This is a genomic window from Bacillus sp. AR8-1, from assembly GCF_008042345.1.
In the GTDB taxonomy this organism is placed as follows: Bacteria; Bacillota; Bacilli; order Bacillales; family Bacillaceae_G; genus Bacillus_A; species Bacillus_A cereus.
The window spans coordinates 42,168-55,112 of sequence record NZ_QNUB01000011.1; the positions used below are offsets into that span (position 1 = coordinate 42,168).

Sequence of the window (12,945 nt, forward strand, 5' to 3'; positions counted from 1 at the left end):
TTTCAATCTAAATAATTATTAACTTGTGATTGTATTTCAGAAACAATACTTTTAATTTGCTGCTTTTTTTCTGGTGATAAATTTTTTAGTTTTTCTTCATTGATTCCATGCCTATTAAAAATATCTGAGAGTAAAAGGTCTATAATTATATTCTTTTGATCCTTATCAAACTTAAAGGAAGAAAATTTATTTAAATCATCCATTTACAATGTTCACTCCTATCAGTTTCCTATAAAAATTTCAAATAACTACCAGCATTATATGCATTTAAATAAAAATTGCTTGGACAAGTAACTTAATCTTCTATTTTCACTTCTTTTTACTAATAAAATCAAAAAGCTGTCTTCTAATACGAAGACAGCCTTCCTTTACTTCACATTTATAAGTTTTATTCAATGTTAAATTATAAGTTCACCTTTGTTATTGTGTAGTTTTCCACACTTAATTTCCCATTAATCTTGAATATTAATTCAGTCATAATGAGAAGTCCAAGCTTGTACCACATATTACAACAAAAAAATATTTACTTAGAGTGAACCCTTATAGCTAAATATAAATGGGATAGACACTTTATAAAATATTTAATTTAACTAGTAACGCTAATAAAATTTGAAGGAGAATTTGAATATTCACTGCAATATCTGTATCAGTAGTTGTTACGGTTACGTTTCTGGAATTTTTAATAAATGTTTTTTGTCTATTAATTTGTTTAATAGATGATTTTTGAAACAATTCTTGTGTTATTTTATCTGCCTTTTCACTATCTGCTATAGAAATACTTACCACAACCACAATAGCTGCTTGTAATGCAGCTTGGATAGATAGCGCAGCTTTTGTATCTGTAGTAGTAACTTGTACATCTGCTGAATCTACTATTTCAATATATTCCTCAGAAATTTGATCGATTTCATCTGTTTGTATAGCTTTTTCTAAAAAATTTGCATTTTTACTAAATGAATAATAATTTAATGATTCGCAATCTTCTTTTTTTGGCTCACAATCCTCTTTTTTTGGCTCAGGAACTCGTTTTTTTGGCTCAGGAACTCGTTTTTTCGGCTCAAACTCCCGGTTTAATGGATCCCGATTTTTCTTTCGTCTACAAACTTCACATTCACACATAAAATCACCCCTTTTAGTCTTAAAAATTAGCAATATTAAAATATTGACTAACTAATAGCATTTTATGTATTTTTTTAAAATTTGTTTGGACAAGTAACTTAATCTTCTACTTCTTTTTCTAATAAAAAAAGCTGCCTTCTAATAAGAAGACAACTTTCTTTGTGACTACTCTAGAATAGATTTCATACAATATAATTGTTCCTTCCTTATAACCTGAGTTCGTCACTTTAGTTATAAAAATGTGGGTATATCCTATAACCTTTTTTAGGGATCATCCATAATTTATTTCATAAAAAGTGCTTTGTTTTACTGAAAGGTGGTTGCGGAAACAACCGCCTTTTTATTCGGAACAAAATAAAACTTTTATATAAAAGGCCCATAATTAAATACACTAAACTTCATATGATATATTGCATCCTTTCTTTTTAGAATGAGTAGTCGTTACTGAAGGGCACTTTTCGAAGTGCTCTTATCTTTAATCTCCCTCTTTTTCAGGAAGAGTTTTTTACTAAATCCTAATATGATTTGTATCAATAAGACTGGCGATTACCACATTTCCTTAATAGCTTCAATGAATACAGTAGCTACTAATTAAAATACCCCTATGATTTTCTCTACACTTAAACAATCGTGCGTTATCGAACACATGAACTATTTTTTATTTTGACTATGTAACACTAAATTCACAAGATTATTATCCTATGTTTGGTGAAGCCTACATTTCAATGCCAGCAATCCCAAACTTTTAACTAATAACTTAAACAAATGTGCTATCTCAAGGTTCTTTTGATATAGTATGTTATGTTCTATATAATGAAGAGAGTGCTAGTATTTCCAAGGAGGATGTATATGAGTATTCAATTGGCCACATCTAACGATTTAGAATGGGTTAATAATCAATATGACTCAATAGGATTTGTAAGAAGTGATTTAAAGAGAGATAAAGTTGCAATTATTACATATAACAATGAGTATGCAGGTGTTGGACGATTAGTCCAAATAGATGCAGATACTTTAGAAATGGGTGGAATTTTTATTCTGCCTCAATTTAGAGGGCTACAATTAGCTGGTGAGCTTGTTTCATTTTTAGTGGAAACTGCGAGAAAATCACAAATACAAGATGTATATTGTCTTCCTTTTGAGGAATTAGAAAACTTTTATAAGAAATATGGCTATACTGAAGTCGATACTACGAAAGAAGCAGTCCATCCAATTATTATAAAAAAATATAATTGGTGTTTGGAGAACTACGAAAAACACGTTCTACTATTTAAATTGTAAATGTAATAAAGCGAAACTTTAATCAGTGGGGGTTTTACTGCCCGTTAATGCGGGATAACAAAGTATATTCTCAATCGTTTTTCTATTAGTACTCCTAATCGGAACCTAAGGATTAATTAAAGATATTTTATCTCTCCTTTTATAAATGGCTGATTAAAACTTAATGTTCCGTCAATACTATAGGTAACATGATTGTATTTCTCCATTCTCCCTTGGAGAGGAGCAGTAAGCTTTTGCTAGCTGCTCTTTTATTTTTTCAAAAAGTCACATAAATATCTTTAATTCCAAACATTCAAAAGATAAAATGTGATAAGATTGTTATGAAGATATTTACCAACTAATAAATGCGCCCTAGACTTACGTACTAGGGCGCATTTATTTTTTAGTATGTAATTCCTTCACTCATCTATTATCCACAAAATAAGTATCATACGCTTTATCAAAAACATATCCTAACTTTTCTGCTAGGTTAGCAGATGTAGTATTCGCTGCGTCCCAGTTTGGATACTTTCCATTTTCTAAGCAATCCAATATAAGAGCTGCACTAACTACAGTTGCCAAACCTTTTCTTCTATGATTGTGATCAGTCGCAACTTCAATTTCAATTCCATCATTATAAATACTATACGAGGATGCACCGCATACAACTTCTCCGTTATATAAAATGCTATAACCTATACCACGGTTTATATAATCTTCTACCGACTGAAATTGACTTGTAAAATCTTCGGAGATCTTATGTAATGTAGGGCTATTTGCGATATGCTCATCTATTCTTTTTAACTCGTATCCTTTTGGAAGTGTTGATATAAAAGATTGTAATTTTGAACGATTAAAAACTTCTGGATTTCGTTTGAATTTATAACGTAAAAACTTATCTATTTTTCTTTCATGGAATGTTTCTAGGCGTTGTTTCCACTCTTCACTATTTACGATAACTAAAATTCTTTCTGGAATATTACGTAATAACTCTTCTGTTTCTTGCACATTTGGGTCTCCAGCGTAAAATGTGAAAATTCCTACCGTAACTTGTGCTACTGTTGGATTTTCAAGATCATTTACCCAAGCAGTACCCATATGTCCTTGTAAATAAGAAAGTAAAACAACGTTATTGAAATCATCAAACATAGAAACTAGTTTTTTTCTTGTACGTATATTCGCTTCATATATCATTTACATTCCCGCCTTCTTTAAAATCAATCGTATTCTAAATATTTAAGATTCAATATATATAATTTTTCAATAAACCACTTACCATATAAGCAAACACCTATTAAACTAAAATTTTATATAATTATAAATTATTCACAAATATAAAATTATTATAACATCTAATAAAAAAAGAGTATCTCACTTTTTAAACTTTAGAATATACATCGTGTATGTATAAACCCTCAACATAATGTATGAGGATTTATCAAAAAATGCGTTATAACCCCTTCTTAGAAATAAAAGATTCCGTCTCACCGTTCTTATATACCTTAGTCAATTTAACAACCGATTTGTACGTGTTATCGTCATCCTTTATCATTTTTTTCAGCTCTTCTATTTCGATATTACCAGTTCCACTCTCTACTTTTAAACAATTTGAAATGTTTAAGTATCCACTAGATGCGAAAAGAATAATGAATGTAATATCAGGAAAATTAATGAATAGTATTCCAAACTTCAAAGGGTTCGCAGCAGTATCCGATAAAACTAATCGAAAATCTAACAGTTCAGGTACTTGAACAAAATCCTTAGAAACAATTGCTTCACCTACGATTGCAACTTGCTTTACTATATTCCCAAGTTCATCTGTAAATTCAGTACATATAGGTGCATCAATTGTTTTCGCTTGTAAAGATAAATTTAATTCTGGATTATGAAAATCGAAAAAGATTGTGCTCTCCTCTGTTAAACATTGCGGGCACACATTTCCTAGCAAGCTAAAGTCCTCTTCAATATATTTAACTTTCGATTTGCAACTACAAACTTTTCCTATTCGGATTGCATCAATTTTTGAGCAATCTACAAATATAACCTCACTGTCTTCTTGTACAAATGATACAATCCCTTTCATCACATTAAACGAAAGAAAATAGGATACAACGATTTCGTTTCCTGCTATTACAATACTTTCAACTTTAGTATACGGTTCTAGACTTTGTAAAAATTCACATATACTATTTTGGCAACATCCACAATCACGTTTCGGCTCACAATCCACTTACACTCCATCCCTTCTTTATATAGAATAGCTAATACATATATATGAAAGGAAAACAAAAAAGCTTGGACAATATAACTTTAACGTAGGAATATCGTTACCTATTCATAATATTAGTAAGGGAATTACACCAATAATGAGTAATAACACATAATTTTTACTATAAATACATATAACAATTTCATCTTTCATGAAAAAAACGTTATAATGAAGTGTAGCCTCTACGATTACGTTATAAAGGAGATTAAAACAATGGCTAAAATTAAAGTATACCAAGTAAAAGAAGAAAATATGGAAGCAGTAAAAAACATCATTGATGTTGAGGAACAAAACCCAACTGCTGAAAACTTACAAAATCTATACGCATGTGTATTAGAAACTGAAGATATGGCATTGCCTGAATCATACATTGAAGAAGATATCTTAATTGATTCTATGGAAGTTATGGTTAACGCTTCTCAAAGCAAAGTAAGAGACTTAGGTGCATACGATGTAATCGAAGTTCAAAACAAAGGTAAGAAAACACAAATTTTATTACTTGCAGACGAAGAATACGAAATTATCGAAGGCTAATCTAACACCATACATATGAAAAAGCTCCTTTCCAATTGGAAAGGAGCTTTTTCATTACGCTTTTGATGTTTCGCTCTTTTTATTCTTTTGTTGTTTCTTAATTACCATGCGCTCATTTCCCATAAAGAAAATGAATATGAATGCTAATCCAGCTGGTACCAATGCCCACATGAACGTTTGAACAATTGAACTAGAAAGAGCATCAATAATCTTATCTAATATTTGCGGAGGGATTTGAGATCTTGCCGATTCTGATAAAATGGCTCTTGAATCCCCTAATGTGTTTGTATTCATTCCCCCGCTCATACCTTTAAATGCTTCTTCTAATTGATCTTGGAAACCTGTTCTTTAAATCATTCCGAAGATTGTAATACCAAGTGTCATACCTAATGAACGAATGAAATTACTCGTCGAAGTCGCAGATCCGCGCTGTTCCATACCGAAGTTGTGAATAGCTGCCATACTTAGTACAGAGAATGAGAAACCGACTCCGAATCCGATAATGATCATATACACTGTTAATAATGCACGACTTGTTTCTGGCGTTAATGTGCTTAATAAAAATAGTCCAATTAGCATAATAACCGCAGAAATGATCATAATGTTTCGGTAGCTAAGCTTTGTCGTTAAAAAACCACCTAACTGCGCTGTTACGACTGAGCCTAACATCATTGGTAAAAGTAATAATCCTGAGTTTGTTGCAGTGCCACCGTATACACCTTGAATGAATAATGGAATGTATACAGTTGCTGACATAAATGCAGCTCCGTAACATAAAGCAATAATTGTACTCATTCCGAACAAACGTTGTTTAAACATCTCAAATGAAATGATCGGTTCTTCTACTTTACGTTCAATAAAAATGAATGCAATAATTAAAATAACGAATCCACCAAATAAACTTAAAATAAAGTTAGAATCCCAATCATACTTTTGTCCGCCAAGTTCAAGCGCAAACATTAAAGAAACTACTGCACCAACTAAAGTAATTGCGCCAAACCAATCAATTTTTTGCTTTCTATGAACTCGTGACTCTTTATAAAAGAATGTAATAAAAATAAGTGCTAAAACGCCAAGCGGTAAGTTAATATAAAATACCCAGTGCCAGCTTATGTAATCTGTAATATACGCACCAAGCAACGGACCAAAAATACTCGATAAACCAAATACTGCTCCGAATAAACCACCCATTTTCCCGCGCTTTTCAGGAGGGAAAATATCAAAAACGATAGTAAACGCGATCGGCACTAATGCCCCGCCGCCAATACCTTGAATGGCACGATAAATCCCTAACTGTGTAATATTTTCAGCAGTACCACAAAGCGCCGAACCAATCATAAAGACGATTAAACCGAAAATAAAGAACCTCTTTCTACCATACATATCTGATAGTTTTCCGAATATCGGCATACCTGCCATTTCTGCGACCATATAGGCAGAAACGACCCATACAAAGTTTTCAAGGCCTCCTAAATCACCAACGATTGTTCCCATCGCTGTTACGACAATGGTATTATCCATTGATGCCATTAAAATACCTAGCAATAAGCCCGCTACAACAAAGCCGAGCTTATTATTCTTTTCAACCATAACCTTGCTCTCCCTCGTACTACTTATATTTGTTTATGTTCCTTTACGACTGCATTACCTTTTTGATTAAAACTAGTATGATATTCTACAACACTAATTTCACATCCGGGACCAATTGTAACATTATTTCCCCTTACTACTTCAGCAATCGTATGCTCTAAATAAATCTCATCTCCTTCAATGATAGACGTTTGGAGGCTTCCAGCATGATTTGTAAATGGAATAAATCTCGCTTTTTTACGAACGGTAATCTTCTTACCGCCAATTTCTCTTACTTTGCTACCTTCATAACGAAGTGAAATTTCAATATTTTCAGCATTAAGTAATCCATCACTTTCAAGGCCACCAGTTAGTGACAGTTCTTCAACTTCAATATCTCCTTTTACATTTAAAGCGCCTTTCACATCTACGAAATCACCAGTTAATTTCCCCTTAACTTCTATCATACCTCTTACTTTTATTTTTTCAATATGAGCATCACTATGCATTTGTGTATTTCCGTATACTTTTACATATTCCGCATCTACATTTCCTTGTACTTCACTATCTCCATACACGACATAACTTTTCACTTTCATATTACCGCACACTTCACTCGTGCCGTACGTTTTAAATTCATTACAGCTCATGTCATTAGAAATCGTTCCTTCACCGCGAATCTTCACTTTATTATAATCTCCGCCTGCTGAACTACCAGAACCATTAACAGTAAGACTATGTTGATGTTCCATATCATTTTCTCCCTTCCATTAAATCTGCTTCATTTCTTTTACATTTGCGCTTTTATCAACAGTAAGAACACCCGTATATTCGATCAGTTCAATCTCACAGTTCGGTCCTACCGTAACATTATTTCCTCTTACCGTTCTTATGTGAGCATAATCAATATCGATATTGTCACCTTCTAATAGTTCAGCCTCTAATTGCATACCAAATACTGATTTAAACAGCCTACTAAAAGTACTTAGTCTATGTTTTACTTTAATCGTTTGACCACCAATTTCTTTCGCTCGACATGTACCGTGAATATTAATATTTATTTCATCAGCGCTTAGTAATCCACCAATTGTAAATTGTCCTTCTGAAGAAAACGTATCCACTTCACAATTACCATCAATTGTCGCTTGACTATTGACTTTAAATTCTTCACCAGTGACATTTCCACCTACCGTACCTTTTCCTGCAATTTTCAAACTGTTTGCCTTCACATCTTGCGTAATTGTTGCTTTTCCATCAATTCGCATCGTTTCAGCATGAACTGTACCGTCGATTTTACCTGATCCACTAATTCTTGCATTGCTACTTTTCAAATTTCCAGTAACGGCACCGTAACCGTTACATTCAAATTGGTCACATTCAACATTTCCATTCACAGTACCTTTTCCGTTTAGTTGCACTTTATGAAACTCGCCACCATTCGATGAACCGTAACCATTTATAATCAAATTATCTGTACGCATACTTTCTCCTCCACTACAACAATTTCGTTTTTAATGCTTCGGTATATTTCATAATCGCTTCGCGTAAAACGATTTTAGTGCCTTTTTCAAAAATTAAATCTTCCACGTTTGAAACTAATAAACATGTAGAAATCCCTAACTTTCGTACAATGATTAAATCACAATTTTTATGTTTAATTGCTTCATAATTTTCACGTAAAACTTGCAAGACCATTTTTCCTTCTTCTAAACTAATATCTCCCGATTGTAATAATTCTTCTAACATGTACACATAAAGAATATCTACAAATTGAAACTCTGCTGTTTTATTCGTTTGTTCTATGAAAAATTGTAAAACTGGTTCTGATGCAATCCCCTTACGTAAAATGTCTTCCTTTGTTAAAAGAATTTCTCTCACACTCGGTGAAAACATATTCGCTAGTTCATCAAGTGATAAATCCTCTTTCATCGTTTGGATTTTATCAATACGCTCTAATATCTTTTCTTTCGGAAAAAATGTCTCTTGACCCGTGAATGTTGACTTTCGTACAAACCAATCTTCCGGTATTAAATTTTTTCTTTTCCACCTATATAACTGTCCATATGAAATGCCAGTTAGTTCTAATAAATCTTTTTTTGAAATCAAATCTGTACTCAACTGTATAACACTCCTTCCTGATAAAAATGTAACATAACACTGTTACGCTGTAAATAGACTTTTATCACAAGTAGCGTAACAATGTGTAAAACAAACCTATTCCTACATACAAAAAAGGCTCTTACACATCTTATGAAAATGCGCAAAAGCCCTTATATATCAAGATTTAAACCAAATATTATAAAAATCAATCCAACCTTGTGAATTAATCATTATATTTTGGACTTTTTCATGTGTACTTACCTCTTGTTTATTACGATACAAAGGAATAATATGAATTTGACGTAACAAAGTATCCTCAATATCGCGTAACAATGTAACTCTTTTCTCTAATTCTTCTTGTTTAAAATAAATAGACAACTTTTCATAAAAGTCCATGTTGCTTTGTCCATGAATAAAACTATTTTTTGTAAGAAACATATATAATAGACTATCTTCTATTCGTTCGCTTATTGTGGCACTATCATGCATCATATCAGCCTTTTGTATCGTACTTACTTCCAATAGCTCTTCTATATCAAGAAAATTATTTTCTACACGAATCCCGTACTTCGCACACTCTTTTTGTATCCATTGTGCATCTTCAACATGATCTCGTCCTGTAAATGTGTAGAGCTGTAGCACTTCATTATGATAAGTACTCCTTTTAATTAAACTTTCTACATCTTCCTCAATCTCTACAATGCTTTCACCTGCTAATATTAGTTTCTTTGCCACTTCTCCACGTTCTCCGCCGAGTTCTTGAACGATTGTATAACCATGAATGATTTTATATAACGCTTTCCGAAATAACTCATCTTGCATTGGTCCTTCTTTCGTAAGATTACATGTTATATATGTCACGTTCGACTCAAGCCGAGACAATTCTTTATTATGTTTTTCTTTATCTTTATACTGCGCCTTTACTAAAATATCGTATGTACTTACACCTTGTTCTACATTCCACAACTCAACACGATCTAAAAAAGGTCTTTCACGAAAATATAAAGGATGACCTTCTAAAATGAACAGATTTTCATTGCTTTTATATAATTGAAAAGACCCTGTTCCAATTAGCTCTCCTGCTTCATCTTCACTCACGATAGAACACTGTTCTGCACTTATCATATGTAAAAACATTTTATTTTCCGTTTGTAATTGAATTTCGACAACGTAGTCATCCACTGAACGGATACTTTCAACGTGTTGTAACATCCATGCGTGTGCATTATTTTCCAGATTCATAAATCGATTCAATGAGTATATAACATCATGTGCAGTAAGTTGTTTTCCATTATGAAAGTGAACTCCTTTTCGTAAATAAAACGTCCATATTTTTTCAGCGTCATTATATTCCCAGTGAAATGCAAGTCTTGGCTCTATAATGTTTGTATTACCGTCTACATACACGAGTGTGTCGAATATATGTTTTACCATATGACATTCTGAACGCATTGTAGCGTATACAGGATCTAATGTGATATCTAAATTCATTTGTACTTGCAACCGGAGTACATCTCTTCTCCCTTCAGATGTCATTTCAATCTTATGACCAAATATTGAATCTACCCAGCAGTGATATTCTCCCTTTACTGACGGAAAATGTGAGCTATAGCGTTCCACAAATATGCTTCCGCTTTTCACATCCCCTTTTTTCGTTATTTCTTTTCCTCTATCTAAAATTAAAGACATCGGGTGCTTTTGAAATATTAACTTGGAACGATTTCCCCTGCCGCGACCTGGAAACCACTTGATCCAATTTAACTCATCTAATTTTTTTATAATTAATTTACTATTACGCTCTGTACAAAATAATGTTTCAGATATATTTTGCACTGTTACTTCCAATCGTTCTCCCTCTTTTTTCCCTTTTCCATAAGCAATCCATAGTTCAATATATTGATCTAAAATAAACATCATAATCCCCCTAAAAGGTGAAAAATACTCCCTATTGTTTCTACCCTTTTTCCAATTCTTCTTTCATCTTATCATTTCAATATAGAAAGGAGGAATTAATATTGAATTATCTCTTACTTCGTTACAATAAACCTATTTTTATTAGACTGTGTGGTGAATTATTAACCCGAACGACTGAATCTATGCTAGCTATCATTATGATTATTTACGTTAATAAAATGTTAAACGGCAATGTAATAATAACTATGCTGATTTTCGGATTACAGCCACTTTCAGACATTTTATTTACACTTATTGCTGGAGGAATTACTGATAAATATGGCCGGAAAAAGATTATGTTACTCGGCTTATTGCTACAAAGTGTTGCAATCGGTAGTTTCGTTTTCGCTCAATCCGTTTTTATATTTGCACTGTTATATGTCATTAATGGCATTGGCCGTTCCTTATATATTCCGGCTCAACGTGCACAAATTGCTGATTTAACAAAAAAAGAGCAGCAAGCAGAAATTTTTGCTCTCCTACAAACGATGGGAGCAGTTGGATCCGTAATCGGCCCTTTAATCGGTGCAAGTTTTTATAATACTCACCCAGAATATTTATTTATCGTGCAAAGTGTAACCCTTACGATATATGCCGTTGTTGTTTGGACCCAGCTCCCAGAAACCGTTCCGACTATAAGTAAGACGAAACAAACAATTGAGGCAAGTTCACCAAAGCAATTTGTTTTTAAACATTACGCCATATTCGGTCTTATGTTTTCTACACTTCCTATTAGCTTTTTTTATGCACAAACTGAGACGAATTATCGTATTTTTGCAGAACATGTATTTCCTAATCTCGTATTCATACTCGCATTTATTTCAACATGCAAAGCCATTTTGGAAATCATTCTACAAATCTTCCTCGTAAAATGGTCTGAACGATTTTCTATGGCGAAAATCATCCTTATTTCTTACGCCTGCTATACGATAGCTGCAGTTGGCTTTAGTTATTCAACGACGATATTGTCGTTATTCTTCACCTTACTCTTTTTAGTCATTGGAGAAAGTATTGCTCTAAACCATTTATTGCGATTCGTTTCAGAAATTGCACCTCATGATAAACGTGGTTTATATTTTTCAATTTACGGTATACACTGGGATATATCTCGAACGTGTGGACCTGTTATTGGTGCAGTTTTATTAAGTAAATTAAATGGAAGTATGCTGTTTTATATTTGTGCTAGTTTCTTATTAATTGGAGGTATTGTTCAAGCACTGTTTGTTCAAAATTTAGAACGTAAAAAAATTATGAACCAGCCTACACATAATTTATAGGTTACTACTTTTTCAGTAGATCAATATTTCTTATTGGATGAATATTAAAAAACAAAAGTGAAGTATTTCGCATATGAAAGTATGTTTTATATGGCAGGAGACGTTCCTTATTTACAACTAAAAACACCTCACTTCAATAAAGTGAGGTGTTTTTGAAATCACTTAATTTCTTATCCTGCCATTTTATTAATACTATCCTCTGGTGAAAATACAGAAATATGATCTACCTTACCAGTCGATTTTGGAATGACAAATTTCAGCTCATACTGGTTATTTACTTTGTATACATATATTTTATCTTCACCATTCTCTTTAACTGAAGATGGTTTTCCCAATGCTTTTTCAATTTCTTGTAATGTAATCAATTTTAGTTCTGCATGATATGAGCGTACATCAAAAACTTGTGACCCTTTATTAAATCCGAAAACAACATTTTTATTTGTAAAAGTTGCGTACATACCATTCCCTGCATATTCGGTTTTATTTGCTTGCCCCCACGCTTTTTCAATTTCTTCAATATCCCCTGTATGGGCTCCAAATGGCACATTAGGTACCTTTCCTTCTTTTGCTAGTTCAAACAAATCTTTAACGTGGTTAATTGATTTTTGATTAAGTGTTCTATTTTTCGAATCTGGCTCAGGTGATGGTTTTGTTGTTTTTTCATTACTTGGTTTTGCTTCAGGATTTTTCTGTTCTTCTGAAGAATTGCTTTGTTCATTTTTATTATTTTCCAAGGTTGGATTTGTTTCCTTTTTTTCGTCTGTCCCATTACATGCTGCTAGCGCAAACATACATGCTATAGCCAAAAACAACATAACTATTTTCAAATACCCTTTCATCATTTTACCCCCCTATTGCATCTTA

At 32.7% G+C, this 12,945-nt stretch carries 12 protein-coding genes and 1 pseudogene; 3 read left to right on the forward strand and 10 right to left on the reverse strand.

The annotated features are described in order from the left end of the window. Positions 1-2: 2 nt before the first annotated feature. Complete coding sequence (locus DN400_RS07645; RefSeq protein WP_000342253.1) at positions 3-203, reverse strand: spore coat protein W; 201 nt, start codon at positions 201-203, stop codon at positions 3-5. A 367-nt stretch (positions 204-570) separates the two neighbouring features. Further along, positions 571-1,119 (reverse strand): spore coat protein, encoded by a 549-nt coding sequence (locus DN400_RS07650; RefSeq protein ID WP_147801619.1) that lies wholly within the window; start codon positions 1,117-1,119, stop codon positions 571-573. Positions 1,120-1,968: 849 nt separating this feature from the next. On the opposite strand from DN400_RS07650, the gene DN400_RS07655 reads away from it, so the two are divergent. Continuing rightward, positions 1,969-2,400, forward strand: a complete 432-nt coding sequence (locus tag DN400_RS07655; RefSeq protein ID WP_000027160.1) for a GNAT family N-acetyltransferase — start codon at positions 1,969-1,971, stop codon at positions 2,398-2,400. Positions 2,401-2,802: 402 nt separating this feature from the next. On the opposite strand, the gene DN400_RS07660 is transcribed toward DN400_RS07655, so the two are convergent. Both DN400_RS07660 and DN400_RS07665 read right to left on the reverse strand, forming a co-directional pair. Further along, positions 2,803-3,573 (reverse strand): GNAT family N-acetyltransferase, encoded by a 771-nt coding sequence (locus tag DN400_RS07660; protein WP_000638744.1) that lies wholly within the window; start codon positions 3,571-3,573, stop codon positions 2,803-2,805. 256 nt (positions 3,574-3,829) lie between these two features. Further along, the gene (locus DN400_RS07665) at positions 3,830-4,609 is read right to left on the reverse strand and encodes a BC_2878 family exosporium-associated protein (protein ID WP_000340382.1); all 780 of its coding nucleotides are present in this window, start codon (positions 4,607-4,609) and stop codon (positions 3,830-3,832) included. A 252-nt stretch (positions 4,610-4,861) separates the two neighbouring features. Between DN400_RS07665 and DN400_RS07670 the strand changes: the two genes are divergently transcribed. Continuing rightward, positions 4,862-5,182 (forward strand): hypothetical protein, encoded by a 321-nt coding sequence (locus DN400_RS07670; RefSeq protein ID WP_001062742.1) that lies wholly within the window; start codon positions 4,862-4,864, stop codon positions 5,180-5,182. A 54-nt stretch (positions 5,183-5,236) separates the two neighbouring features. On the opposite strand, the pseudogene DN400_RS07675 reads toward DN400_RS07670, so the two are convergent. The 5 genes and pseudogenes from DN400_RS07675 to DN400_RS07695 all read right to left on the reverse strand — a co-directional run bounded on the left by DN400_RS07675 (position 5,237) and on the right by DN400_RS07695 (position 10,765). Beyond that, positions 5,237-6,772: pseudogene (locus tag DN400_RS07675) on the reverse strand (MDR family MFS transporter). Between the two features lie 23 nt (positions 6,773-6,795). Beyond that, complete coding sequence (locus DN400_RS07680) at positions 6,796-7,503, reverse strand: polymer-forming cytoskeletal protein (protein WP_000401031.1); 708 nt, start codon at positions 7,501-7,503, stop codon at positions 6,796-6,798. Between the two features lie 18 nt (positions 7,504-7,521). Continuing rightward, complete coding sequence (locus DN400_RS07685) at positions 7,522-8,232, reverse strand: bactofilin family protein (protein WP_147801620.1); 711 nt, start codon at positions 8,230-8,232, stop codon at positions 7,522-7,524. 13 nt (positions 8,233-8,245) lie between these two features. After that, complete coding sequence (locus DN400_RS07690) at positions 8,246-8,869, reverse strand: YhbD family protein (protein ID WP_000102245.1); 624 nt, start codon at positions 8,867-8,869, stop codon at positions 8,246-8,248. A 159-nt stretch (positions 8,870-9,028) separates the two neighbouring features. Further along, positions 9,029-10,765: an ABC transporter substrate-binding protein gene (locus tag DN400_RS07695; RefSeq protein ID WP_000470196.1), complete on the reverse strand. Its 1,737-nt coding sequence runs from the start codon at positions 10,763-10,765 to the stop codon at positions 9,029-9,031. 101 nt (positions 10,766-10,866) lie between these two features. On the opposite strand from DN400_RS07695, the gene DN400_RS07700 reads away from it, so the two are divergent. After that, on the forward strand, positions 10,867-12,081 hold the full coding sequence (locus DN400_RS07700) for an MDR family MFS transporter (RefSeq protein WP_001108450.1): 1,215 nt from the start codon (positions 10,867-10,869) through the stop codon (positions 12,079-12,081). A gap of 170 nt (positions 12,082-12,251) precedes the next feature. On the opposite strand, the gene DN400_RS07705 is transcribed toward DN400_RS07700, so the two are convergent. Next, positions 12,252-12,923 carry a YjgB family protein gene (locus tag DN400_RS07705; RefSeq protein WP_002094054.1) on the reverse strand — a complete coding sequence of 224 codons (672 nt, stop codon included), beginning with the start codon at positions 12,921-12,923 and terminating at the stop codon, positions 12,252-12,254. Positions 12,924-12,945 lie beyond the last annotated feature (22 nt).